Raw genomic sequence first — 25558 nt, forward strand, 5'->3', positions numbered from 1 at the left:
TTTCCGACAACTACGACCGCTCTCACGGAAATTTTCCTGCGCGAACTGCGGCAAAAGCACGATGTCGAAACTGCCGTCTTTCTCGTTGATGGCGCTCAACACCTCCAAACTGCACTTCAACGAGCTGGCCTCCGATTTCAGACGTGTCGCCACGGAAATCGGAACGCTGTCGAACGGATTTTTCGAGAACTGAAGCGTCGAACCTCGTCGTTTTCGAACTGCTTCAGTCACGTCGAACCGGAAACAGCCGAAAATTGGTTGCAAAGTTTCGCTCGCTGGCACAATGCTCCAAACTAAACACTACCGTACATAGTCCCCACCGAGATTGCTATCTTTGAGCCTTCTCTTCCGTGAGATCGTGGATTTCCGCTGTTTCGTGGTCTTTCCCTTCGACTACCCCCTCTCATCCTCTTCCCAATTTCATATCGCACACGGGGTGTGGGGGTTCGACCTCGTGTGGACGGTGGTTAACCAACAAATCTACTCCAATCGGCTATCTCGTTGGTTAATTTACTCTCTATCCGCGAACGCGGTCAACTCTGTCATCCGTACCTCCGCGAGTTCCCGGCGAATCTCCGTCCGATCCCAACCGAGTGGTGACAGCACGCTCTCGACAGCTCGGATCAGCTGCGTCTCGTAGTACGAGGCGTCGTAGGTCTCGATCTCCTCGTGGGTGAGGGCGACCCGCTCTCGTGAGGTTTTCTTGTCGTCGACGACCACGTACTCGATATCTTGTCCAGGATGGACAGCGAGATCTTGGTTGCGAGCCCGTTTCAGGGCCGCCACGTTCTGTGTGTTCTGCGTATACCCCTCCAGCGGTTTGGAGACGCGATTCCGTTCGACGAGGTCCTCGATTGGGACCGTTCCAGCATGGAGGCGCGTGACGGCGTCCTGAAGACTATCGATGACCGTGTCAGGCGACCGAGTCGCATCAAACTGTTCGAGACAGTCCCGCTGGACCTTCTCGATAAACGGTGGTGTCGACCGTTGCCGCACTTCAATACCTCTCACTTTGAAATCGTCGGCGCCGGCGACTTTGCCGAAGTACTTCGTCAACGCGCCGGCGTCGCTCTCGCGCTGCGGGACAAACGCGACCCAGTCGTAGTGGGCTTCGTGTTCGAGTCGGATCTCGACGGTCTCCGTAATTTCCGTCGCGAGCGCCTCGAGGTCCTCGCGGTCATCGTCGTCGATGTCGGGATCGGGAGTCACCCAAATTGAGTCAACGATGCCGTGGACGACGCGCCAGCCCCCTGACTCCAAGCGTTGCTTCGCCGCTAACAGAATCTCGCGAGCGTACGCGTTGATCGCTTCGTGACACTCGATCCGCCCGAACTTCGCATTACTGAACCCTTGATACCCGAAGCAGGCGACGAGAATCCACTTCAGCGCACCCGATCGCCCCTCAAGCTCTTCGAGTCGGTCCTCGTCGGGATCGTCTCGCTGCTGTTCGCGACGGATGGCCGCCTTGATTTCGTCGCGAGCGTCGATGATGGGTTGGAGGACATCAACGAGGTAGCCGCGTTCGTCACAAACCGAGTACCCGAGTACGGGCACGTCGTCGCGATCGCGATGACACTCACACCGGATGACGTCGGGCGAGACGTTCCTGGTACAGATGATGTTTGGGTAGAGACTCGAGAAGTCGAGTTCGTGGACGTCCTCGTGGACACCAACCTCGGGTGCGAAAATGAAACCGCCCCGGTCGGCGTCGTGGAACGTTCCCATCGGCTTGAAGAACTCGTGGCGCCAGGAGTTCCACGGAACAAGGACGCCACGGTCGTGAGCTTCGCCGATTTGGATAGTTGTGAGAACGTTGCCGATGGATGCCCACGCGAGTTCTTGGACCGGCTTCTTCGAGCGTGAGACGAGGTCAAGGACGCCGTCAAGATTCGTCTCCCCGTAGAAGAATGTGTTGGACTTGTCGATGATCGCGCGACCGGGCATGTTGTATCGCGCTGGCGAATGCCCGACCTGCCCGTAGCTCGCGTACGTCGATTCGCTGGCGAGTTGCTGGTAGTCGACCTCGGGCCACCGACTGAGCGTAAACCCATCGACGCCGGTGGTTGTGGCCATCTTGTACAGTGTTGGGATAATCTCGCTCGTCGAGCGGACCAGGATATCTGGATCCTGGGTCTCAATCGCGGTTTGGACAGCTGTCAGGATATCTTCGGGCGGTCCCGTCCAGGTTTCGCCGGCCACAGTCAACTCTCCGTACGTGTCCCCGCTCGTTTCGGTCACTGGCACACTGAGCTGTAGTGTCGAGAGCTCATTCGCCGGCGTTGGATCGATATCGTTCTCCAGACAGTAACGGAACTCCCGTGAGAAGTCAACGTTGAAGCAGGCGAGATCGCCGACCGGATACTCGCGCAGCTGGTATGCTTGGCGTGCAAGCGTTGTGACGCGATCGATGTGGTTAACGTCGACGGCGAGAACACGCTCGTCATCACGACGGAAGCCGAGCCGACGGGTGACGACTTCCGTGGTGACGACATCCGGGTGACGCTCGTACTGTGTCTGAAGTGCTGTCAAGTCGATATCGTCCTCAGGCGAGCGTGCAGCGACGTAGAATCGTGGCGTGTACTCTTCGCGTTCGGTCGGGACGGCACCGTCGGGCGTGGCCTCCCACTCGAGCACGCGGCCATTGTCGAGGAAATCGATTGCAAACGGCATTGCTATATTGGGTTGGATACCGGGTCCAGTGATTTCATCGGGAAGTCTGACTTCGAACAGTACCGTTCTGCCAGTTCCATCAGTGCTCGAGTCCGGCGAATATCCGCGACGTTGTGCAAAACCAGTTGTTCGAAGGCCCCGTTCTCCCAGGCGGTGACTGCTTCTGCACTGTCTGCGAACGGATCCACGTCGCCAAGACCGGCCCCGATAAGTTCCTCGTAGACCCCGTCCAGCGTATCCTCTGTTGTGTTGAACCGTGATTCGAAGACATCCAGCACTTCGACGTACGGAAGCTCAGCGAATGGCCATCCGAGATTGTGGGTGGTGAGCCGCGTTCGGAGGAATGGCAGGTCGAAGCCACCGTTCCAGGTGTCGCCGTTGTACGCAATCAGTTTATACTCCTGATCGGCGAGCGTTGCGTCGACAAATGCCGTCATCGCTTTGAGGAGCGCTGCCTCGCTGTCGTGGACTGAGAGTGTTATCGGCGTCTCCAGTTCCTCATTGAGGCGCTGTTCGAGCTCGGGCGGTGACGTACAACCACCCAAATTGAGAAATACGCGGGAACTAATTGCTGCGTCGAACCCGACGACAGTCAGCCGGTCTGTCGTTGCGAACCCCGTCGTCTCGATATCGAACGCGACAGTCTTGAGGTCCGTCATGGGTCGTTCTCCTGGCGTCGCTGTCGGTCTCGGCGCGTTTCCAGAGTACCTTCCAGCTTTTCGATTCGCTCCTCGTGGTCATCGAGTCTGGCTTCCTGTTCGAGATCGATGCTGAACAGTGCTGGTACGATCGGATTCTGGTGGTTCAACAGGCCACTCGCGTCAGCATGCTCCCGTGCGTACTCGAACAGCTGTTCGAAGTGTGGTTGGTCGCGACGGCGGAGTGCTCGCCTGAAATCTCCCCAGCGGTCTTCAATGGCCTGCAGGGCATCACGATACGTTGGGTTCGTGCGCCCCATCGCTATCGCCCTCCAGCGCCGGCAGCGGTCCACGCGTCAAGCAGCGGACTCCCTGCGACTGAGACAGGTTTCCCGTTCGTTGTGACGCCCGTACCGACGCCATTGGGGGTTGTTGCAGGTGGGGCAGTTGTCAGTTCCACCCCAACATGCGTTGCGCGAGCATCCAGCAGCTGCCGCCAATACGCAAACGTTGTCTGATAGTACGCGCCGTCGTCGACGGGATAGACGAGTGTCTCGAAGTCCTCGCCGACGAATCGTGGCCCCATCCGAGTTTGCTTGCACTCCAGATGATGGTCGGCGGCCGTCGCGACTGGTGCCGAAAATTCATCGTGCTCGCTGCGAGTGACCAGGACGGGAATATCGTAGCCATCAGCGTAGGTCGCTAGCCGCGCGAGTGTCCGGGCCTGGAGAATCTCCGCGTGCTCGTCGCTGAGGGTGTTGTCCGTGCGATACTGGGCGTCGACCGCTGGTGCAACGATGAGCGACGGAGTATGTGGCGACGAGTCGTCGTCCCGCTCAGGTGGCCGCTGATTACCTAACTGGGATGTGCCGGTCGATTGCTGGATGAACTGGTTCACTGCTGCCGAGAGTTCGTCGACGGCACTGTAGTGCTGATAGGCAGTGAAGCCTCGAGCGACGTCGATGCGGTCTAACAGTCGCTGGCTTGGGGCCATCTGTGCCAGCGTGGTCGTTGTCGCATGGCCGTTGGCGTCAATCCAGAAGGCGGGGCCCTCGTGCATGAGGAGATGGTCAAGGACGAGCGACTGCAGAATCGGGACGCCGCGGCTGCCATTGATGTCCAACAATGTGATACCGTTGTCAAGCGACGGAAGCAAGATGTCGTCAGTTGCTGGGTCGGCTCGGTCTGCAAGAGACTGATTGCGATCAGTCCCGCGCATGGGTTGAGTAACCAATAATCGATTCGAAGCTGAGTGGTCTGGCATACTCAACTAGATGTTCACAGACCCGATAAGCCGCGGCGTGTCACTTCCATGTTTCAGGGAATCCTCTCTAGCACTCTGGAACTCCCTGCTGTCTCCGGTTTTTCGATTCTCCAGCCCGTTTCCGCGAATCTCTCCGGAATGGTCTGGTAGGCTATTAACCAACAACCATAGCCGAAGTAGTCCGGTTGTTGGTTAACAGCAAGATATCGAGTCGAACTGCTGTTCGACCCTCAACTCGTCGGTGACCTAATCGACTCAGTGACTACCGAATACTGTCGATCACGGCTCGTGCCTTGGGCTACCAGCAGGTTGTACTGAATCATCTTTGACAGATAGGTTCGGATAGTCCGTTTGGTTCGGGGGTCATCGACAGCATCACTGTAGCGTTCGTGAATCTTGCTGGGCCCTACTGGCCCATATTCTCGGATAACATCGTAGACGGCTTGCTGGTGGGGTGTAAGCGAATCGAGACTCGTCTGTCTGATTTCTGCGCGAGCATCGTCCGCTGCGTCTCGCAACATCTCGTCGGTAATAGTCGCTTGGTCCTCTCTGTCGGCTGTGCTAGCCGCGATACGGAGAATCCCGATTGCAAGGCGGGCGTCACCGGCGGCAGCGTCGGCGATATGATACAGTTGATTGTCGGTAATCACATTCTCGTCGAGCCCCCATTTTGCGCGAGCATGGAGAATATCGTATAGCTGCTCGTCGTGGTACTTGTCCATCCTGACGTGTTCGCTGGAGCGCAGCCGACTTACGAGCCGGTCGTCGACGCGGCTGAACAGCTCTTCCTCTTTGTTGGCGATACAGACCAGGGCGAACTGCTCCAAACTGTGGAGGTCGTAGAGAATTCCGGGATCCTCCAGTTGGTCGACCTCGTCCAGGATAATCACCGCTCGGGGCCCGTCGTGCTGTTGGAGACGGCCGACGAGTTCGTCGTGGGGCGTTGACTGTCGGTGGATATCGATGGTTTGGCCGAGATCGTCGAGGATCTGGTACAGCGTGCGGAACCGGGTGTAGTTACGCCAGCAATTCACGTAAGTACTCTCAACATCCAGAACCTCCTCGCGAAGACGTTCGGTAATGAACTTCGAAATACAGGTCTTCCCGGCGCCGCTAGGGCCTGTGACGATGGCGGTGTCGGCGGGTTCCCCGTTCGTGATTGGTTCCAGAACGCTGGAGAGGTGGTTCACTTCGGCGTCGCGATGTTCGATCTCCTTCGGTATGAAGCCCGCCCGAAGCACACGAGCATCGCGAATCATGGATTGATCAGTAAATTGGTTGTGCAGCACGGTATATAATGGTGGCTGGGTGATTTCCGGAAACTGAGTAGCTACCATGCGTATGCCTCGTCAATTCCGCCGTTGTCACCTGATTCCGTTTCCGGCAAACCGTCGTTTCCTGGATTTCCGGAACGGCTGTAGAACGGCTAGAGAGAGTTTGGAGTCTAATTCTGATTACAGGGATAAGTACAACCAGTTCACCATTTCGCAGTCATGTGGGATTTATATACTTTCATCAACGTGTGTTTGTAAATGGCTACAACCTCCAACGATACCTACTCACTTGACGACGCGAAGGAGGAAATCGATATTCTCCGGCGTGTCGAAGACGAAGTCGTCAACGCTATCGAGAACGCAGAGAGCGAGGATGTTCTCGAATATCTTATCGAGAAAGAGAAACTGGATACCCGTCACGACGGGCAGCGAGGGCTCGGAGCAGTACGACGCGCAGTTCTACAGTCCCCAATTGCTTCTGATCGTCTCAAGCGTGTGGTTAGCCTCCGTGGTGACGAAACTCCGGAGGACATTCTTGTCCCGAAAGATGTGATGCGGAACGCAAAAGTGGCCCTTGAAGCAGGGAAACCAGTCGTTCTCTATGGCCCAACGGGGACAGGCAAGACGACGTTCGCCAAGCAGCTCGCGCGTGAGACTGGCATCGGTTACGCGCTCCACACGGCCACTCCGTCATGGACTCCGTCGGACATCATAGGGGGAATCAGTCCTGATTACACGGGCGACTCACTGAGCTATCGGACCAAACTCGGCTGCGTCTCGGAAGCTGTGCAGCGTGCTCGGGAATTCAACGTCGAGTATGGCGTCATTCTGGACGAGATCACTCGGGCGGATATCTCCAAAATCTTCGGCCCGCTGTACACTGCTATCGAGAATCCCCACCAGACGATTTTCGAGACAGACGAAGGCGAGACTATCGAGCTTGACGAGCGGGTAAACATCATCTGCACGATGAATATGTCCGACCGGACGGTCAACGAGTTGGACAACGCTATCACCCGTCGGTTTGCGATGATCGAACTTGATGAGTACGAGGAGGACAAGCGCCGACAGTTGTTCAAAGACTGGATTACCACGCACGTCAGCGAACAGACCGACTTAGAGGATAGTGATATCCTCCGCCTGTTCGAGCGTGACTATAAGGGAATCAACCACGGTCATGAATCGACCTCCCAGGGCTCGATCATGCGATTCGGACCTATGCATTATCGTGACGTCGCTGTGTTCCTCGGCGTCGCGTGCAGAGAGGGCGGGGAGTACGAACATGACCAGACTGATGCCGTCGGGCAAGCCTTCAGGACGTACATTGTCCCGCGGCTCCTGAACGCGGCAGCATTCCCGCAGGTCGAGCGTATCGCAGAACATTATCGTGCTCTGAACGGAGAGTTCGAGGACTTCGACCTCTCGCCGGCAGCCGAACTTGCCGAACGGGAGCTCGAACAAGAGCGGCGGCAGATGGGCTCCTACGATTCATGAGTGCCGTCGACGAGGTGTATCAGTACGATCAGGATACGTTCAACGTCCCTGAGCGAGGCGAAATTCGGATAGAGGGATGTCCGGCATCCATCACTGACCAGCTTCGTCGTGCGTCGTTCACGCGGGAGAGTCCAGGCGTCTACACGAAGAGCCAAGCCACACTCGATGACGACAAAGAGTATCAGGTTGTCACGGTCACTGTCGACGGCGAAGAAGATGCGGTCCTCCATGTCGAAGCGACTGACATCATTGGCGTGGTGAGCCTGACGCCGTCGTCGAAGATCCAAGTCGATCCCAAGATCGAATGGGAGCATATCTTCGATATGCTACTGGCGGTGTACGATCAGAATCGATCTATCGAATATCACGGCATCCCGCTGCAGGACTTCCTCTCGGACGACATCCACCTTGACGACGTGTTCGTTGTGCTGGCGATCAACTACCTCGACGGGTTGGAGACAATACAGCGTAACGGCTACATTCGGGACCTTATCATCCGGCGGCTCGACAGCCACGACGGTCGCGGGGAAATCGATGTCGAGCAGACGCTGATGAACCACGCACGGGGGAATCTGGAGCCACACTGGATACGCAACGAAACGGAGTACGACAACGCCGCGAACTCCCTGCTGCACTACGCTGGGAAGACCCTCATACGGCTCTTCCGAGAAAATGCCGCCGAGAACGACCACCCGGCGTATGATCGAATCTTCTCCGAGGTCCACCGGGAAGTGGAGCGCCTAGAGAGCATGGGCGTCGGCAGCGGGCTGGACCGGATGGACACATATCGTCAACTCTCCCTACACGACCTGCCCACCCAGCGTCAGTACTACCGAAAGGCGTTCGATGTCGCCAAGGCCATCATGTCGTCGTCGCTCGGCCAGCAGCTCCGCGACGGGCCGCGAGAGCTCGTCGTCGACTACGTGCTCAACATGGAATCGCTGTTCGAGCAGTACTCGCAGGTGGTCATCGAGCGTGAACTATCGGATATCAAGTCTTACGACCACCTCGATGAACTCGACGACGTGACGCCGGTCAGATCGCCATCAGTCAATCCCTTTGAGGGCGAGGGGAAAGTGTCTCACCAGCCAGACCACGCACTGCAGGAAGGCGAGGAGACGCTTGCTGTGCTTGACTCGAAGTACTATGCGGAAGGACATGACCCGGTGAAGGACTCTTCGTCGCGGTCGCGGCTGTTCAGCTATGCGTACCTCCTCCATGCTGACCGACTAGCGTTCCTGTGTCCGCTTCTGGAACCGAAGCGTCGTCGCGTCGTACAAACCGGTGCGGAACTGCAGATACTCTCACCCGATGAGTTCTCGTTGGAAGCGTACGACAGTGTTGTCCACCAATATCTACACGAGGTTCTCGTTGAGGACGTTCCCGAACTCGATGCATTCCGAGCTGTCGCAGAGTACGAACTGTGCCTTGACGGCGTCGACGAATCAGATCTACACCGAGCGAAGCAGATGAGCGGGCCGTTCACGTTCAAGGACGCCAAGGACTTCTCGCTCCGTGTGATCAAGGCTGCCGCCGACGAACACTCCTACGACGTTCGGAATCGGTATGACTTGGAGCAGGAGGGTGGCTGGACGCGAGAGCAAATCGAGCTGAAGTGCGCCGACCGGTATGAGCACGCGACGACCTGTGTGCCCGTGTTCTGTCGGGAAGACGGAGAAGAGTGGATCGACCTTTATTTCTTAGTGAATGGTTCGGGTGAAGTCGAGAAGGAAGGGCCATTCAAGTTGTTATAACTTCTTATGATGGTATATTAACCAGTTATAGTGAGAGAACGGTCGCTGGAATATAGCCGAGAACACCCGCAACCAGACCGCTAATGAAAATAATCCAGACAAATTCCCATTTCAAGCCCCATTTTAATTCTTCAAATGAGGTAGCTGCACCATAGTTGATGTATATGTATCGAGTCAAATCTCGGTGAAGAACTATCGAGAATATCACTAAAATCGCGGTTCCGAAGTCATTGAACAACTCGGTAACTAGAATTCCAACAGGTAAGCTGACGAGGAGAAATAGAGACGCCAGTACCGTTATGAGTCCTATACCTCTGAGTGTATTTTCCGGCCGAGGCGATGACTCTTTATCCATTACTACTTCAATCATATTACGACAGTAATCCGCGGTAGACCGGAGTAGTCGACCGACTGGATTTTCGCCAGTCTGTTGATAAATAATTCTCCGCCACGTCTCTACATATTCACCTAAAATAAATTCATCGAGAAGTACAAAAAAGAGAGAGACACCGATACTTAGGCCAACAAACGAAACAACTGGCTGCAGAATTTGAAAGGCTGCTTCAATATAGATACTAATAGCCGCAATTGCTCCGATAAGAGCCACTTGTAGCAGCTTGGCGCTCCATCTAACAGAACGTTTGATTTTTCCGAGATCGGGAGCTGTCGCTCTGTTAGCCATCACTCGAAGTAACATTATTAGAAGGACTAATCCAAGGGCGAACTGAAATATCCAATAATAATTCCATTCAGTGCCAAGTCCAAAAACAAACACAGAGACTAGCGTAACTATGATTGACTCCACAGCGACTGCGTCAGAGCCGATACGCTTCTCGTGGTTGTCAGGGGCCACAATCAGAACGGCGTAACCAACCAGTCCCCGTCTTCCTTTCGCTCCAGTTGCGGTCCGAACACTTCTTGCAGTGAGTGAAGTTCGTCTCCGTCTCGGAGGTCGTAGGTCTTCCCACTTCGATGGAACGACCCGTCGACGACGAACTGCACAGTCGGGCTCTGGTACTCCAGATCGTTCGCTCGGCGATCCATCTCACGGGCAAGGTCCGTAATGAGGTCGTCGTTTCGGAAGGCGTCTGCGAGGCCGACGACGCTCACCGTATCGGGGACATCGTCGTCTTTGAGTCGCTGGAGGAATTCCTGGACCGGTATCTGGTGGTCAAACGCATCGTACTCACCCTCGATGATGAGATTGTAGCGGCCGGGAATTTGGCCTGGACCTGCCATTCTTGAATTATACTCTCTCAGCAGCGCATTAAGTAATTGTGCTGTCAGGCGGTTCGGGCTTGATGAATCGTGGATTCCTTGTCTACAGTCTCTCTACCGGTAGCGATGCAAAGTTCTATATGCTGTCGTACGGTATATATGTGTGAGCGCAGAGGTGCTGCGTGGAGCCTGTGTGACCATGGCCCGCAAGCCCAGCGGCGTAAGCCAATGGGTGTAGAAGACGGACGTGGGCGCAGGAAACGCACCTGATTTCTACACCTCAGAGAGACGGGTAGCGAGTTCTTCATAACCTTCTCGTCGAGCATACTGCACAATCGGCCGGACAGAGGATTCGAACTGAACCGGTTCCCCGCCACCCATCAAACCCTTAAACCAACAGTTCATCCGAGTTGGAACGGTTTCGGCTCTCCGTTGCTCAATTGGTTCCGTGGATACGGGAGTGGAGGAATTCACAATCTCGTTGTATGCCGGTCCCCAGAGATTGTTGAATTCCTCTTTGGTTACTGGGGCAGTCGGCGTCACCTCAGAACAGTGTCGAGGATGATCGATCTGGTATGCAAGATGACTCGCACAGAGGTCGGCGAGCAGGGATGTAGGATAATACAGTTCTGACTGGATACAGGTAGCCATCGGTGGACAGCTACCTGAGATTCCCGTGATTGCCCGCCCAAACCGGTCCGCCTTGTCTTCGTTACCGTCAAGAATTACGAGCGAATCTTCGACTCCCAACTGTTCAGCGAGAACAGCAGATTGAACTGCCTCAACACGCTCTGAATCAGACCCGTCTTGGCCGAGATGAGCAGTTGCTTTCAGATACTGACTATTCTTCCGAACGACCGTTTCGAAGAACTCAACGCTGTCTTCGTACGTCAAGTCGTGCGATTTGTCCCGAAACGGGAAGAACGGGTATCCTTCGGCCGCAGCGTAGATACTGTCCAGAATAGCCAACTCATCAGTACGTTCCGCACTCACGGCAACAGTGATAGTGATGTCACCGATGGTGCTCGCATCGATTGCGATGGATCGCTCGTAGGCAGCTTCGCCGGCACGAAATGGACGCACAGATGACTCGAAATCACTCCTTATTGTTCCTTGAGCGTTCCGTTTGCTGATCGTGACGACTAATATCTGTCGTCAACCTCCAGAGGGGTGAAACGCAGGAGAGCGTGAGACGCTTCCAATCAGTAACTCGTGATATCTCGGTCGCCAAGCACCCGCGTGTAAGTGTCGTCGCCGGTCACGTCGGCGAGTCGGCCGGCGAGTTCGCGCATATCGTCGTCAACATCCCACTTCTCGACGTAGTTCTGGACGGCCTGGCCCTTCTCGTAGCGGTAGCGGAGGAACTGGAGTTTATCGAGGTTCGAGAGGTGGTCGTCGCTGTCGCCGTTGACGCGCTCTTGGATGTACGCCTGACGTTTTTCGTTGTCCCACGTCCCAAGTTCGAAGCCGTCGTCCTGGTTGTACAGGCGCATCTCCTTGAGGTCCTCCGGGTTGGCATTGGTCCCACGGGAGAGCTTGTTCACGTCGTCGTAGGAGACGTTGGCCGTGTCCAGCAGGTCGATGAACACGTCCTCGACGCCGATGTCGCTGGCCTCCTGGATGATGCCGTATATCTCCTGGACGACTTCCTTGGCGGACATGATGTCGCCGTCACGCTGGACCTTCCCGTGGTGTTTGGAGTACTCGCGGAAACACGCGCCCATCTCCATCACACCGATATCGCCACGCGAGAGGTCGCGGTTCTCTTCCAGTTGCTTTCGGGTCCGGCGGGCCGTGCGGTAGATGTCTCGGCGAAGAGAATTCCAAGATACTGATTCTCGATCAGTTGCAGGTCGGGCAACTACAATAATATCGAAGGACACTGCCTCGCCCTCAAAGAATTTGTTTTCGTCGGCAGAGATGGGATATGTTGCCGTTACTTCGAACCCTACATCACAGAGGGCAGAAAGCAATTCACCCCATGACTCTGAATCACTGTGGTGGTAAGTGAATGTGAGAACACCATTTGATTTCAGAGATGTATGGATTTTATTGAACGCTTGCCTAATTTCATCTTCGAACTCTTGTGCGCCCTTCTGGACTGCAGGATTAGCTACAATACTCTCCGTCCGGGGCGTTCTTTCTGGCTCAAAGTGCTCGTAATCCTCATGAAGCACAATCTTCTGCCAAACATAAAAGAAGTCGGACAGTTCTGAATATATGACGTTATCGTAGTATGGTGGATCCGTAATCACAGCGTCAAACTCATTTTCCTGATCTAAGGTTCGCATATCCCCGCATCGAACGGAAGCAGATTGACCCACAGAATATTCCATTGGAGCGGTTTCGTGAGTATCACCATCTTTAATATAGCGCTCAGTTGGGTTACGAGCGTACTCAACACCTCTTATTACCATATCTCTGATTGACTCAAACGTTCCTCGACCGTATTCTGCGCCCCATACGTTACCCTCACAAGGTTTCTGAGGGGGATCAAATGAGTTGGATTTATAGAGATTTACTATTCCATTCCGAGAATAGTCGTATCCTACCATCATATTGTTTGTCCGAAGAATATTACTTGCTGTCAATAATAAAAACTCTTTGACATTTTGGTTTTCATATGAATCAATCTCTCTAAATAGCTTTGACAGCGAAAGTAACTGACGCTCATTAAACATATCGGTCCAGTCAGAAAATCCTTGTCTGAGAACATTATGACCTCCAGTGATGTTACCCTCGAATTTTGAACTGTCAGTTTTTATTCCAAGTGGAATTTCTTCTGTTGGAACATATTCTTGAAGGCCTTCTTTCTCACTCCATTCGTTACGAGCTTCTTCCAACAAGCGGATATCGAAGTCCTCCACTTGTTTGTATGACTTTATTTGACCCTTGTTGAGATTATTCTGATCGCACGTTGGGCAATGATATTCAAGCCCATAAAGTCGAGAATTGAATCCTCCTTGTTCTTGAATTGCATCAAGGATTCCGTATTTTTGACCACAAGAATTACACGTGTAGTCTCCACCACCTGAAGTTCCTTCTTCCGGAACAAATTCATGCCCACATTTTTTTCCAGTCTTTCCCACCACCGCATCACAAGTACATTCTTCCCGCCAATCGTCAACTAAAATGACTGACTCACATTTTGGGCAGAGCACATGATATTTATCATCATGTTCATACCGACCCTTGCCAACCCTGTAGTCGTTGAAAAGCGAGACAGTATCTCCACAAGACACACAATCCAATTCCTTGACCCAAAAATAATACATTACATCTGCAAGATGGTCGTCGTTTGGACATTCTGTTTTGTAGTACTCCTGAATCTCGTCAGCAACTGAGTCTTCTAATTTATCGAATGCCTGTTTCAAGACTTCAATATCCGTCACCCCGGCGTCAAGTTCTTTTTTACTAACAAACCACGCGACGGGATTTAGATCGTTGCCAACCACGTCAGCTCCAAACCTAGATGCCTCCACTAAAGAAGTCCCTCCCCCCATAAAAGGATCTAACACTTTCTTGTCTTTAATCCTCACATCTTTGGGAAAGAGTTTCCAGAGACTTTCTGGATCTTCTAAATCTACTTGATTTATAAGATTTTGAATATCAAGTTCACTATTCGTAAATTCACTCAGGCTTTCATTTTCTTGATTGGATTCATATATTTGTGCCTTTTTTGGATCGTCCAATAGTGAATATAGAGAAATTGCCCTGAACACACACCCCAAACGGCGGGCCCACCACTTGTGCATCGTATAAACGGGTCGATACCACTGTTTGGCCCGACTCTCTTTGTCGGCAATCTCGTTCACCCGCTCAATAGGGAATCCTCGTTCAATGGGTAGTTCTCTCCGATCGCTCGTTTGGTGTGGTTCCTGTGACATTATTTCTGGAAGCTGATTTCGATTTTCAGGCTCGACGCCTCATCTGGCATCCGCTCAAACAGATCCTGTACCTTGGTGTAGTCCTGCTCGGACCGTAGTGTTAGACTCACCTGTGTCCTGTCGACATCGGCTGTCCCCTGCAATGCGCCGGGAATCCCCTCTTTGTCGGGGAGCATGAACGTTACGTCGCCGTACTCCACGGACCCACTCTTGTGGTTGTTACGCCACTTGGTCCGCATCGCTGCGACGTCGTCGCCGTTGTACTCGAAGCGCCACGTCTCAGCCTCGATGTCGGCCTTTCGGAACGGGTAGCCGGGCACCCAATCGGACGCCTTGTCCGACCCCGTCGTGTTGACGACGTATTCCGGATCCTCTTCCTTCCCGATGTTCTCCAGCAGGAAGGTTCGGACCATGTACTCCGTGACGCTGCTGTCGAATCGGTCGGTGACCTTGTTGACAGTGAACTGTTCGCCAGCGTCCAGTCCGGCAATATACTCCAGAATCTGGTCGCCGATGCGGTCCGGGACCGTCGGGACGATTTTGACCGTTATCGGGTCGCGGTCACCGAGCGAGTCCAGATACCGGCCGCCGGCTTCGAGGACGTAGTTCTCGACGAGGAACTCGTTGACCGCCTCCCGAGCCACGGCCTCCGTTTCGTCCGGTGGAAGGAACACTGTCTCGTCGGCCCGAACCTCGCCGATGATGGTGTCAAGATTCGCGTAGCCGTCGGCGTCGATGCTTTCTTCGATTCGGTCAGTCAGATAGGACGCGCCGACGACTGTCGCCCCGCCCACATCGCGGAGCGTCGCGTCGGACTGTGGCTTGTCGAGAATCTCGTTCCCGTGGACGATGACGTACTGGTCTTCGCGGTTCAGTCGGCCGATGGCCCGCATGACTACGTCGAGCGTGTCACCATCGATCCATACCTCGCCGTCTTCGACGAGGTCCACCTGGAAATCACCGATGTCGATGGCCGTCGTTCCGCTCCCGAATCGCTGTCGGAGTTCCTCTTCCACATCGTCGACTCCCCACACATCCACGGCGTCCGTCTGGACGAGCACCGTATCAAGCGAACTCCCGGAGAGGTCGTCCCGGAACCCCTTGGAGTCACGAGCGAGGACGGGCTTACCCTCCAGCGCCTCCACTGTCGCGTTCAGCACGTCGTTCGCACTCCCGGGGATAGGGAGCTGTGGGTCACGGAGGAACTGCTCGTAGATGTCCTCAACGGAAATCTCACCACGACGTTCCAGCAGATCCTCGGCGATGTCCCAAATGTGGGACTGCAGGTCGAATGGGTCGGCTGCCGCGGAGTCGGCGATGTTCGAGGCGTCGAGTTCGGCCTCGTCTAGCACGTACACGTCGAGGTCCATCGGCGCAGCCATATCGAACTCGTTGAGCAGGTCGTCGCCGTCGAGGACCTCACCGTAGAGCAGTTGGAGTTCCTCGCGGAGTTCGTTCTCCTCTTGTTCCTTCATGCCGCGAATCGACTCGCGGATTTCGTCATCAAGTGACTCGTCGGCGAGTACCTGCCGTGCGCCCTCAATGTACCGTGCCTTGTCGATGTACCGTGTTCCGGACTCGATGGCCTTGTCCCCCGAGGGCTGGACGAAGACGAGCGTGTTGCGCCATTCACGCCCACGCCCGTCATTCGTGATGACCTGCTCAACCCCCTCCTGTGTCCACTGGTCATCCTTCACGATGACCTTGACCTCGCGGTCGTCGGGGATGTCTCGCAGGTCGTTCGTCCGGAAGCCGACGGGGTGCGCGTTCGACCCGAAGATGTCGGTGATGAAGTCCGCTACTTCTGCCTTCGCAGCCGTCTCGGAGACGTCGACAGCAGCGTTACGAATCAACGCGTTCGGGTTCTGCCGGTCGCGGATGGCGTACTTCCCGTTCAGCTTGTGGAGGTGCCATGCAACGCCGTGCAATCGTTCGAGGTTGAGGACGACGTCGGAGACGAGGTCACCTGTCTGGTAGGCACCCATCACGATCTCCGACACCTCCGCACCCTCGCCTTCGCTCGGCTTCAACGAGTAGAGGAGAATCGTGTTCAGGATGCGACGACCGTGGGGAACTTCATCCGTGTCAACACGACTCTTGATGTCACCTGTCGCAGCGTTGAGTCGCTCGTAGTTGATTTTTGCTAACTCGTCCTCGAACTCGATGGCGTCGATGTCGCCGTGGGTGATGAGGTCCGTCTGGTCCTGCATCTCCAGCAGAACCTTCGAGAAGAGATAGATCATCCCCCGCGTGTTCTGGTTATCCTCATCGGCGTAGTACCGCGTTTCCAGCGCATCGAGAAGCACGGGATGGAACGGATAGAGGTCGTGCATCTCTGACAGCAAATCGTCGGGGAGAGTAACGTGATCGGACTGGTCGTAGGCATCGAAGTACCCGTTAACAATCTCCCGGGCTGGTTTCTCTTCGACAGAATCAATCAGGCGGTGACGGAGAACCTCGCGTTTGTCCACCTGGTTGTTCATGTTGACCTCGACCGCCTGCTCTCGATTCAGAATATCGTGGACCTCGGAGCCCTCACGGAGCACGGAGACGATGGTGTAGAGTTCGAGGTCGGAGAGTGCCGTCGATTCGAGCAGCGACTGGAGGAAGGCCTTGTTTGCGCTTTTGCGGTCGCCCTGCAGGGTATCGAACCAGTCTTCGAGTTCGTCGACGAAGAACGCCACTGTCTCGTCGCCGACGGCATCCTGAATCGTCTGCATATCCGGGTAGCCGCCAGACTCGAACGTTCCGGGGTTGTAGTCCAGCGCCTCGAAGAACGGCTCCCACAGGTGCTCGTACTGCTCGTTGTGCATGGCAACCGTGATCGGAATCGCGGACTCCGGGAGCGCATCCTCGAACCCTTCGATGGAATCGGCAGCCCACGTCCCGGCTGCACCGGGGTCGTCGAAACAGTGGTACAGTGCCACCATCTGGTGGGACTTCCCGCTCCCGTATGGTCCATAGAGGATGTGCGTCCCGCGTGGATCCTCACCGGTCAGCGAATCGCGAAGAATCGACAGCGCCTCTCTCAGCCCTTGTGTCATCAGCGTCCGCTCAAAGAAGAGATCGGCGTCGGACTCGAACTCCCCATCGTCGTCAACGTTGTAGAGTTTCACCTGCCCATCGATTTGCCCTTCCTCTCGTAACTCACGGCTCAGGGTGACCGTATCGGCGAGAGTCTGGGACAGCGCCGTTGTTTCTGCCATCTTGATACTTAAACACACATCAGTATGGCGCATTAAACACTATGGTCGTGATTTCGGCTGCTGATACTGACTTGACCGACTCGGCGGGATACTCACAAAACATCTTTTACAATCACTGAATATTGGCTGACCATGGATGGCTACGACCTTGTCGATGTCGAGGTCACCCACGAGTCTGCAGACGATATTCTCGATAGCTTGTCCCAAGACGCTGCCGACCACATACAGAGCGTCCAAGCTACTCGCCTCCAGGCCGGCCAGCCGGACTCTGAACTCCGTGCACTGAAGCAGTTAGACGAGAACTCGGTGAAGATGCTCGAACATCAAGTAGATGCTGCGTATCGAGCACTTTTCGAGATGGACGGGAAAGCGCTGCTAGCCGACGAAGTCGGTTTGGGTAAGACCATCGAGGTCGGGATGATTCTGAAGGAGATGCACTTCCGGGAGACGAACGACTCGGTCCTCATCCTGACGCCAGCACAGTTGGCCAAACAGTGGCAGGCCGAACTCAGAGAGAAGTTCGGTCTCGACTTCGTCTGCAACTACGACGACGAGTTCAGCGGTTTCGACGACCACGACTACATCATCGCCAGCATCGATACCGCGAAAAGCGACCGGCATCGCTCGACGGTCCTCAAGCGGGATTGGGACGTGCTTGTCCTTGACGAGGCTCACTATGTCAAGAATGAGGATACGGACCGCTACGATCTCATCGACCGACTTACCTACAACTACGCGTTCTTCTTGACGGCGACGCCGATTCAGAACGAACTCACCGACCTCTACAATGTCGTCTCATTACTCCGCCCTGGCCTCTTCGGAACGCGAGACGTCTTCCACCAGTACTTCATCGATAGTAGTCAGGAGACGCTCGTCAACCGGGACGAGCTACACGAGCGGTTGCACAAGGTGATGATTCGGAACAGACGAGCCGAAACAGACATCGACTTCACCGACCGAACAGTTGATACGCGAACGTTCGATCCATCGCCGGCAGAGCGAGAACTCTACCAAGCAGTCTCGGACTATGTGAAGGGTGCGTACGGGCAAGACCAGGGTCAAAAGTTGGTCCTGATGCTATTGCAGAAAGAGGTCGTCAGTAGTCCTGCTGCGCTCAAACATACTATCGAGAAGCGGCTAGACGAACAGACAGAACTCACGCACGCTGACGAGTTAGAGTCGATTCTTGACCTCATTGAGAGAATTGATACGGTAACGAAACAGGAACGTCTCCTTGACATCGTTGAAGAGGCCCGTGATAACGTCGAAAAGGGGCGTGTCATCGTCTTCACACAGTTCCGGGCAACACAACGGCAAGTACTCGACAGACTCGCTTCAGAGGGCTACACCGTCCACTCGTTCCATGGTGGGCACTCCAGCGAGGAGAAAGAGCAGATTGTGAAGGACTTCGAAGAGGAAGGCGGCGTTCTTGTCTCGACCGACGCGATGAGCGAGGGCCGTAATCTCCAGTTCTGCAATATCCTCGTGAACTACGACCTACCGTGGAACCCGATGCGTGTCGAGCAGCGAATCGGTCGTATCCACCGCATCGGGCAAAAACGCAGTGTCTATATCTTTAATATGGCGCTGAAAGACACGGTTGAGGAATATGTCCTAGACCGTCTGTATCATAAGATCGATCTTTTCCAGCAGAGTGTCGGCGAACTAAGCTCGATACTGAGCCGACTAGAGGAGTCCGGAACCAGCTTCGAAGATGAAATCTTCGAGCGATTGGTCAACGCTGGTTCCGAGGTTGACTTGGAGAATGACTTCGACGACATGGCTGTTGATCTTCAGGAACAGCGCGACCTAGCCGACAAATTAGAGGAATTCAACAGTGGCGTCTTCGATGGATTCGACTTGGGAGCAAGTGATGACTGACACTGCCGTGCCCGTGACGCAGTCTGCTGTAGAAATCTTCACTGAGCAGTATCTACGAACGCTCGGCTGCGATATCGACAAGCATGACAATCGATGGGCGGTCACTACTCCGAACGAAGTCGACAGCGAGCTACTGACAGACTCACTAACGCTCGTCTGTGGCAGTGACGTCGGCGACGGGACGGCCGAGGAACTCCATCCCGAGAGTCAATTTTTCCAGACACTTCTCACCGAGGCGAGCGAGCGGACACCGACGGGGAAAATCTCTCTCGAAACGGACGATACTGCTGTTCAAATCCCAGAGTGGTTTCAGGGAAGCGACATCGAGGTGCGTTCAGCGGATTTCACACCGTACTACGACCGAACAGCACTCGTGGTACTATTCCGTGTGAGTATTGAGACAGTCAGTGAGTACCAGACAGAGCTGCTGCGGGCAGTAGCACTCGATACTCGGTCCAAGGAATTCTTGCCCACGCTGGAGGAAACCTTTCTACAGATCGCATCGCCAGATAATGAAGCGGGAACGAGTAAGCCGATGGAGATGGGGGCTGCCGACATCCAGCCTCTTCTCGACATTGCGCGAGAGGAAGTCGTCGACCGAATTCAGGAAACTATCGACGAGATCCATCAGGAAGCTTCCCGAGCAGCCGACGCCGAAGTCGAGGAGTTCCGCCAGATGCAACAGCAGCGTATCCAAGAGTTAGAAGAGCAACTATCGAACCTCTCTGCGAGAATCGACAATTTGAGACAACAAATCAATAGTAGCGACGAAGACGAACGCGTGGAAGCGCTCAAAGAGCGCAAAGAACTCAAAACCGAATATGAGGATGTCGACACCGAACTCGATGATTTGCGACAACGTCGTGATCAAGGATTCCCCGAGAGACAGCGTGAGATTCGGGCAAGACATGCGCTGGATGTTCAGATGAAGCCACTGACGATTACCGAAGTCGAATACGAAAGTGGAGAACTCGAAGTGGCTTTGGCCACTGATGATCACACATGGGACTTTGCCGCAGGATATGGGACTGGCGTCGGTATTACTGAAGCGATCAGTTGCGGTAAGTGTGGGAAAGAGTTCACTGAAACAAACCCTGTACGGGATATCGCTCGTGGGTTGATTTGCTTAGACTGTTATCGACAAGAATAGATTCGGCGGTGATAGGTTGACCCAGTCCCTGCGGGTATCCCCATCTCCCACCGCCCCATCTGATATCAGAGCGCTGACTCCGTTCGCGAGTGGCTCATCCTTCAAATACTCTACTGAGTTCCAAAACAGAAAGGTAGTCCTTTCTACGGACCCGCGAAAAGGGGTCCATTTATTGATGCGCTGACGCCGCAGGAAGTCTGCTAGGCTTCAACATCTACGGATGCATGGCAATTATCTAACAGTGAGAGTGTGGCAGGCTCCGGTGGCCTGGTGAAGCGCAAGAGAGGAGTACGGGGATGGAGCTCGCGAGAGGGTCTGTCAGAGGGCACTCAGTAGGCTCCATCCACAAGCGGGGATCGGGCTTGGGCGATGGTAGGCGGGTGTGTCGGATACTTTTCGGGGACCGCCTCCGACCGGCGGCTACCTATGTCTACTGGCTGATCTGTACTAAAACCCCGCAGCGAGTTTCTGACTCAGAAACTTTGCTTCCGATTGATTCTGTCAATCACAACGAACCAGCCGGTTTTCGTCTATCCAGACCCTCCACCGTTTCCGGAGCTTTCAGCGACGGAAGTTGTTCAGTAGTTCGTGATACTCGAGTTCTGCGATGATGAGACGACAATATCAATGACATCGTCAAGACGGCTGATCGATTCGAGAACCTCGATAGTCGTTCCAGTATCCGTACTCATCTCCCAATAGTACTTTTCACCGCCCTGACCGTCACCTGTGCGTTTCTTCCCGTCGATTATTCCAATCATATCCAACTCAAGGAGGTGGTCTCGCATCCTATCGAAGGCTAGCTTATTGACACCAATTTCTGAACAGAGATTTGAGTATTCAGAGTAAACACGGCGCGTTCGGGCTGGTTCGTCGCCATCAACAGAGACGGAGACCATGGCTGTGAGCGTTGCTTGGTCTTGGATCGTGAGGCCATTAATACTCTGAGTGATGTATCGTTTCTCAACGCGCTCTTCGGCTTCCCGGACATGGTCGTCGATAATGAGATCATCAGCATGATCGAGCGCAACTTCACCGGCCTCGTAGAGGTTGTCGATTGCCTGCCGAGCAGAACCCTTGTCCTGCGCGGCAAAGGCAGCACATAACGAAATCGCTGAGTCATCGACGGCTCCATCGACGAATGCGCGGTCAGCACGTCGCGAAAGAATCTGCTGTAGTTCCTCCGACTCATACGCGTCGAACTGGATTACTGAGTCATACAGCGAGGATTTGACCTTCGGGTCCAGATTCGACAGAAACGTGGAATCGTTCGTGATCCCAATAATCCCAAGCTTGGTGTTTTTTACGTCGCCCTGCTTCCGGGCGCGGGGAATCGAGTAGAGGATATCGTGCTTATCCCCGATTGAGTCGACTTCATCGAGGACAACCACAACGATTTCTGCGAGACTCTCAAACACATCGAACATCATTTCAAAGACCTTGTGCTGACCGTGGCCGTACGGGTTCTCACCCATGTACTGTTCGACGATATCGCAGGCAACTTTGTAGGATGATTTGTGGTTAGCACATGAGACGTAGACCGTATCTACGTCGAGATTCTGTTGATCAGCTCGCTGTTCGAACATTTCAAGAACGTGCTGCGCAGTCGCTGTTTTTCCCTGCCCAGTCTTTCCTTGGAGAAACATATTCTTTGGTGCTTCACCACGGAAGGCCCGGCGAAGTCCTCGGATTATCTCGTCCCGCTCGGATTCTCGTTCAGGAACGGATTCCGGTGTCCAGTGTTCATGGAGAACTTCTTCATCATCGAATATTTCTCCTGTGGCCCAGACATCGTCGAGATCGGACCCATCACTCATATACATACGATTAGCGTGTAGTTCGATAAGCCTTGCGTCGTTTATGTCGCGGACCACTCCCATGTCGTCAATGTCGTTAGACACACCCCTGTATCGTCAACTCCGTTGAGACATAATCTATCCGTAGCAGTTCACACACTCCCGTGTCGTCAACTCTGAGTGTCGGCAGAGTGCACTACAGCAGGAAGATCTGAACAAATGAGAGCAGAGCAGCGGCATGAACAGACACACACCCCCGTGTCGTCAACTCTGTGTACCTGGGTGAGGGGAGGGTAAAATGAGGGTGAATATCTATAGCTCCCGAAATAGCTGAGGAGAGGCTGTTAAAAGAAGAGTTTCTCTGAAAAAAGAGTAAGCGATGTCTCCTTGGGTTCTACAGCTTTCACTCTAATAGAGGGGAAGTTTTATAAGATCTTTCGACTAATGAAATCCGTACGTCACAGAACTAGGCTGTCCAGCTTGGGTGACCTAGTGTCTGGCCGGTAGTTGCCGAGATTTTCTTTCTCCCCTTCTATTTACCAGAGAGGAGGGTTCTAACGCTGTATTAATGCTATCGTGGTACTTTTTGCAAAAGAGAGGTTCCTGACCTAGTTGACGACGGGGGGGTGTGGGTGTGTGGTTTCGGACAGCTTTGAGCCGTTCGATGAGCGCGTTACTTTGGTTGTGGAAGCTCTGTGGTCGTTCTGTCTCCCGGTATGTGACGCCGAGGTCGAGATCCTCGTACATCCGGTCGAGCATCGTAACGCCGACTGGAACTGGGCGTAGTTCTCTCGCATATACTCGATTGTCTCAGCTCTCGGTATCACCGGGTGCCCCTCGCCGTGATTGACGTCGAGTGACAGACGCGGCTCAAGGACGATCTGTAGCGGGCTGTCCAGTTTGTCTCGGGGCTGTCGCTCGAATGCGGTAGGGAGGTCAAACGACTCGAAAAACCCCTCCAGGCGTCGACATCTTGCTCGCGGACAGCCAAGAACAGCGGATAGTCATCGGGGTTGCGACCGACTTGATAGCCCCCCTGTGTCCATACGTAGACGCCGTCGATCCGCGTAAACGCGAACGGCCAGTCACCGAACTGTGGGATAACGTAGTCCTATTCGATTGAGGGGGGACTGACGCCGGCGCTGGCAGCGACAAGGTCGCGTGCAGCGTCTCTCACGCGCTCGTCGACGACAAGAGGACGTCATAGTTGACGTATCCTACGTCTTTGAGACGGTTGACAACCCGGCTGACCGTTTCGTACGGCGTGTGGAGGTGTTGCGCGACGGTGGATAAAATCACTTCTCTCGATGACTAGGATGACCTGTGCCGCCGTATCGTCAAGTACCTCGTATATTTGGCAGTTACCAATAATCCGGGAACAGTTAAAATCTCATTAGCATCAGATATGCGGGGATTCGCAGGTAAAGGCTTATCAGCGTTCGTTGGTTATTGGAATGTGAGGACGCGGATTAGGCCCGCTGGGTTGAACCCTCGGGACTGATCCGGCTAGGGATGTGGGGTAGTGGCCCACGTTCTGATGACGTCCGATCTTACGGCACGATAGTCTCCAAGAGATATCTCTGAAGTTGTTGTGACTCGAGCATCTGAATTGTATTTTCCCATTGAGAGGTTACGTCAAACCCGTCGTTGTCGGGATGCCGTCCTTTGATCCACGCCGCAACACGAGTGCGTTCAAGCGTCCCATAGTCACCACCGACGCCACGGATTCGATAGAACGGGACGGGAGACACTGATGATTCACGCCAGTTTGTATCAAACCGTACAACTTCCTCAGGGAGCGTATGAACCTGCTCCGTCCCCTCGTCGATCCTGTTTCGGACGTAGCCTGCGATATAGTCGGCCGCTGTAACCTCAGGATATGTGAGATCGGCTTTCGGAAGCCCAGTCACGTATACGCCACCAAACGTCGATTGAAACGACCCATCGAAGACCTGTGACGCTTGCGTTCGGAGATGTGCCTGGCTATCCCCATACATACTCGGAGCGCCATCCGGGATAAGGATTGAATCACCACTGAATTCGTCCACGGATGTAATCGTCTTTTTTGCGAGAACACAGACTCCCGCTGCCTTGTGATGGATCGACTCTTGTGAGCGCCCAACAGCGACACCCCATGGGATCGACTCCTCAGTTAGCGATTCCATCAACCCCTGTACTCGCTGATTTCGTTCCGTGGGTGTCGCATTTTCCACCAGTGTCTGAGATTTCGCTTGCCACGGAGCCAGCTCATGCTCTAGAAGCAGTTCGGCGAGGCGCTCACTATTCTCCCGAGGACACCGAACTACAGCGAGGGCAAATGGCTCCGGTCCAACTACTTGACCAGATTCATCTACGCCGATGACATGCTCAGCCCGTGTCGTGCTCCCTGAGGACTGGTCGATTACCTGAACAGATCGCACTGTTTCATCACACTCGACATTCTCTCACTATTGCCAACCGTAGACGGGTGTCGTGCTTGAAACCACCGTAACCATGTCGGAGTCCCCCAAGTAGCCCTCGATGAACTCATAAATATTGGTTAATTGTAGGTTCCTGCATCTTTTCTAAGGTTCTAATACCACTTCATTCTGGAACTCAAGAATTGACTGTCGTAAGCAGTCGATTCTGTGTGTCAGCAGAGGCATGAATAGTTTTACTCTATACATTTTGATAATTTGTCAGACACACCACTATTGCCAGTAAAAACAGGATACAAAAGTATGATGAATAATACTGGCACTGGGGGTGTCAGAAAATTAGATTATTTTACAGTCATTTAGATAAAACTGGCAAAAGTGGAGAGGGTACTGGAGAAACTGGCACTATCGGTTGCGTGATTACTGGCAAAGGTGGAGAGGTTATTGGCAGTACTGGTGTTGACGGTTCCGAGATCACTCCAGAATTCGATGTCGCTTTGCGGTTTCACGGATGTCATCAAGCTCCCCTAATTCACTCTCCAGTGCATCAAGAGCCGACGACAGAGAAACATCAAGCTCGTATTCGTTGTAGTTCCCGCGTCCACTCGATGAATCGACCAACTGTAAGATCCCGTGGAGGCGGCTCTGGTGAATCGCTGGACAGCGTCGGCTTCGACCGTTAGAACTAGTGGAATGAAGCGGGAAACCGCCGATGCTCTATGTCGAAGATCTCCCGCTTCACAAACAAAGCGGTCCAGTTAGCTAAAAATGCTGTTGGTGAGCGAGGCGAAGTCGCCGCCCCCGAAGGGGGTGGCGGCTTCGCCGAGTATGCGGTGGTGTCGCTGCACTGTCTGCGGGTTTACCTGGAGAAATCCTACCGAGAAGCACTCGATTTGCTGAGTGAGATGC

The 25558-nt window shown here is 54.2% G+C and carries 16 protein-coding genes and 3 pseudogenes; 6 read left to right on the forward strand and 13 right to left on the reverse strand.

The genetic code is table 11. From position 1 onward, the window contains the following. Positions 1 to 297 (forward strand): annotated as a pseudogene (locus AMS69_RS19950) (IS6 family transposase); the annotation flags it as partial. Positions 298 to 510: 213 nt separating this feature from the next. On the opposite strand, the gene AMS69_RS19400 reads toward AMS69_RS19950, so the two are convergent. The 5 genes from AMS69_RS19400 to AMS69_RS19420 all read right to left on the reverse strand — a co-directional run bounded on the left by AMS69_RS19400 (position 511) and on the right by AMS69_RS19420 (position 5831). Continuing rightward, positions 511 to 2670 carry a type B DNA-directed DNA polymerase gene (locus AMS69_RS19400; protein WP_202904589.1) on the reverse strand — a complete coding sequence of 720 codons (2160 nt, stop codon included), beginning with the start codon at positions 2668 to 2670 and terminating at the stop codon, positions 511 to 513. Between the two features lie 2 nt (positions 2671 to 2672). Continuing rightward, entirely contained in the window at positions 2673 to 3329 is a 657-nt protein-coding gene (locus AMS69_RS19405) for a hypothetical protein (RefSeq protein WP_053969676.1), read from the reverse strand. After that, complete coding sequence (locus AMS69_RS19410) at positions 3326 to 3628, reverse strand: hypothetical protein (protein ID WP_053969677.1); 303 nt, start codon at positions 3626 to 3628, stop codon at positions 3326 to 3328. Before AMS69_RS19410 ends, AMS69_RS19405 begins: the two co-directional genes overlap by 4 nt. Positions 3629 to 3630: 2 nt before the next feature. After that, positions 3631 to 4572 (reverse strand): hypothetical protein, encoded by a 942-nt coding sequence (locus AMS69_RS19415; protein WP_053969678.1) that lies wholly within the window; start codon positions 4570 to 4572, stop codon positions 3631 to 3633. Between the two features lie 230 nt (positions 4573 to 4802). Beyond that, a complete protein-coding gene (locus tag AMS69_RS19420; RefSeq protein ID WP_053969679.1) occupies positions 4803 to 5831 on the reverse strand; it encodes a Cdc6/Cdc18 family protein in 1029 nt (342 codons plus the stop codon). 273 nt (positions 5832 to 6104) lie between these two features. Between AMS69_RS19420 and AMS69_RS19425 the strand changes: the two genes are divergently transcribed. Beyond that, positions 6105 to 7340, forward strand: coding sequence for an AAA family ATPase (locus AMS69_RS19425; RefSeq protein ID WP_053969680.1), 1236 nt, complete (start codon positions 6105 to 6107; stop codon positions 7338 to 7340). Further along, positions 7337 to 9094, forward strand: a complete 1758-nt coding sequence (locus AMS69_RS19430; protein WP_053969681.1) for a 5-methylcytosine restriction system specificity protein McrC — start codon at positions 7337 to 7339, stop codon at positions 9092 to 9094. Before AMS69_RS19425 ends, AMS69_RS19430 begins: the two co-directional genes overlap by 4 nt. Before the next feature lie 25 nt (positions 9095 to 9119). Here AMS69_RS19430 and AMS69_RS19435 read toward each other — a convergent pair whose 3' ends face one another. The 5 genes from AMS69_RS19435 to AMS69_RS19455 form a co-directional block, all read right to left on the reverse strand. Then, on the reverse strand, positions 9120 to 9776 hold the full coding sequence (locus tag AMS69_RS19435; RefSeq protein ID WP_155120016.1) for a hypothetical protein: 657 nt from the start codon (positions 9774 to 9776) through the stop codon (positions 9120 to 9122). Positions 9777 to 9949: 173 nt separating this feature from the next. Continuing rightward, on the reverse strand, positions 9950 to 10333 hold the full coding sequence (locus AMS69_RS19440) for a hypothetical protein (protein WP_053969682.1): 384 nt from the start codon (positions 10331 to 10333) through the stop codon (positions 9950 to 9952). Between the two features lie 252 nt (positions 10334 to 10585). After that, the gene (locus AMS69_RS19445; RefSeq protein WP_238378594.1) at positions 10586 to 11305 is read right to left on the reverse strand and encodes a hypothetical protein; all 720 of its coding nucleotides are present in this window, start codon (positions 11303 to 11305) and stop codon (positions 10586 to 10588) included. A 209-nt stretch (positions 11306 to 11514) separates the two neighbouring features. Continuing rightward, a complete protein-coding gene (locus AMS69_RS19450) occupies positions 11515 to 14199 on the reverse strand; it encodes a DUF1156 domain-containing protein (RefSeq protein WP_053969684.1) in 2685 nt (894 codons plus the stop codon). Continuing rightward, positions 14199 to 17405: a DUF499 domain-containing protein gene (locus AMS69_RS19455; protein ID WP_053969685.1), complete on the reverse strand. Its 3207-nt coding sequence runs from the start codon at positions 17403 to 17405 to the stop codon at positions 14199 to 14201. Before AMS69_RS19455 ends, AMS69_RS19450 begins: the two co-directional genes overlap by 1 nt. A 132-nt stretch (positions 17406 to 17537) precedes the next feature. On the opposite strand from AMS69_RS19455, the gene AMS69_RS19460 reads away from it, so the two are divergent. Continuing rightward, positions 17538 to 19286: a DEAD/DEAH box helicase gene (locus AMS69_RS19460; protein ID WP_053969686.1), complete on the forward strand. Its 1749-nt coding sequence runs from the start codon at positions 17538 to 17540 to the stop codon at positions 19284 to 19286. Further along, positions 19279 to 20436, forward strand: coding sequence for a hypothetical protein (locus AMS69_RS19465; RefSeq protein ID WP_053969687.1), 1158 nt, complete (start codon positions 19279 to 19281; stop codon positions 20434 to 20436). The genes AMS69_RS19460 and AMS69_RS19465 overlap by 8 nt, the downstream gene beginning before the upstream one ends. A gap of 578 nt (positions 20437 to 21014) precedes the next feature. Here AMS69_RS19465 and AMS69_RS19470 read toward each other — a convergent pair. The 3 genes and pseudogenes from AMS69_RS19470 to AMS69_RS19475 all read right to left on the reverse strand — a co-directional run bounded on the left by AMS69_RS19470 (position 21015) and on the right by AMS69_RS19475 (position 24397). Next, positions 21015 to 22253: a Cdc6/Cdc18 family protein gene (locus tag AMS69_RS19470; RefSeq protein WP_053969688.1), complete on the reverse strand. Its 1239-nt coding sequence runs from the start codon at positions 22251 to 22253 to the stop codon at positions 21015 to 21017. Positions 22254 to 22925: 672 nt separating this feature from the next. Beyond that, positions 22926 to 23586 (reverse strand): annotated as a pseudogene (locus tag AMS69_RS21000) (RNA polymerase subunit sigma-70); the annotation flags it as partial. A gap of 196 nt (positions 23587 to 23782) precedes the next feature. Then, positions 23783 to 24397: a hypothetical protein gene (locus tag AMS69_RS19475; RefSeq protein ID WP_155120017.1), complete on the reverse strand. Its 615-nt coding sequence runs from the start codon at positions 24395 to 24397 to the stop codon at positions 23783 to 23785. A 971-nt stretch (positions 24398 to 25368) separates the two neighbouring features. Between AMS69_RS19475 and AMS69_RS19965 the strand changes: the two are divergent. Beyond that, positions 25369 to 25558: pseudogene (locus AMS69_RS19965) on the forward strand (IS5/IS1182 family transposase); the annotation flags it as partial.

Origin of the sequence: Haloarcula rubripromontorii, from assembly GCF_001280425.1 — an archaeon.
Lineage (GTDB): Archaea > Halobacteriota > Halobacteria > Halobacteriales > Haloarculaceae > Haloarcula > Haloarcula rubripromontorii.

Excerpts from the sequence above, each read along its gene's own strand:
- AMS69_RS19435 (WP_155120016.1), bottom strand. The coding sequence starts at position 9,776 with ATGGCTAACAGAGCGACAGCTCCCGATCTCGGAAAAATCAAACGTTCT.
- AMS69_RS19475 (WP_155120017.1), bottom strand. The coding sequence starts at position 24,397 with ATGGAATCGCTAACTGAGGAGTCGATCCCATGGGGTGTCGCTGTTGGG.
- AMS69_RS19415 (WP_053969678.1), bottom strand. The coding sequence starts at position 4,572 with ATGCCAGACCACTCAGCTTCGAATCGATTATTGGTTACTCAACCCATG.
- AMS69_RS19405 (WP_053969676.1), bottom strand. The coding sequence starts at position 3,329 with ATGACGGACCTCAAGACTGTCGCGTTCGATATCGAGACGACGGGGTTC.
- AMS69_RS19400 (WP_202904589.1), bottom strand. The coding sequence starts at position 2,670 with ATGCCGTTTGCAATCGATTTCCTCGACAATGGCCGCGTGCTCGAGTGG.
- AMS69_RS19420 (WP_053969679.1), bottom strand. The coding sequence starts at position 5,831 with ATGATTCGCGATGCTCGTGTGCTTCGGGCGGGCTTCATACCGAAGGAG.
- AMS69_RS19455 (WP_053969685.1), bottom strand. The coding sequence starts at position 17,405 with ATGGCAGAAACAACGGCGCTGTCCCAGACTCTCGCCGATACGGTCACC.
- AMS69_RS19430 (WP_053969681.1), top strand. The coding sequence starts at position 7,337 with ATGAGTGCCGTCGACGAGGTGTATCAGTACGATCAGGATACGTTCAAC.
- AMS69_RS19470 (WP_053969688.1), bottom strand. The coding sequence starts at position 22,253 with ATGAGTGATGGGTCCGATCTCGACGATGTCTGGGCCACAGGAGAAATA.
- AMS69_RS19425 (WP_053969680.1), top strand. The coding sequence starts at position 6,105 with ATGGCTACAACCTCCAACGATACCTACTCACTTGACGACGCGAAGGAG.
- AMS69_RS19410 (WP_053969677.1), bottom strand. The coding sequence starts at position 3,628 with ATGGGGCGCACGAACCCAACGTATCGTGATGCCCTGCAGGCCATTGAA.
- AMS69_RS19465 (WP_053969687.1), top strand. The coding sequence starts at position 19,279 with ATGACTGACACTGCCGTGCCCGTGACGCAGTCTGCTGTAGAAATCTTC.
- AMS69_RS19450 (WP_053969684.1), bottom strand. The coding sequence starts at position 14,199 with ATGTCACAGGAACCACACCAAACGAGCGATCGGAGAGAACTACCCATT.
- AMS69_RS19440 (WP_053969682.1), bottom strand. The coding sequence starts at position 10,333 with ATGGCAGGTCCAGGCCAAATTCCCGGCCGCTACAATCTCATCATCGAG.
- AMS69_RS19460 (WP_053969686.1), top strand. The coding sequence starts at position 17,538 with ATGGATGGCTACGACCTTGTCGATGTCGAGGTCACCCACGAGTCTGCA.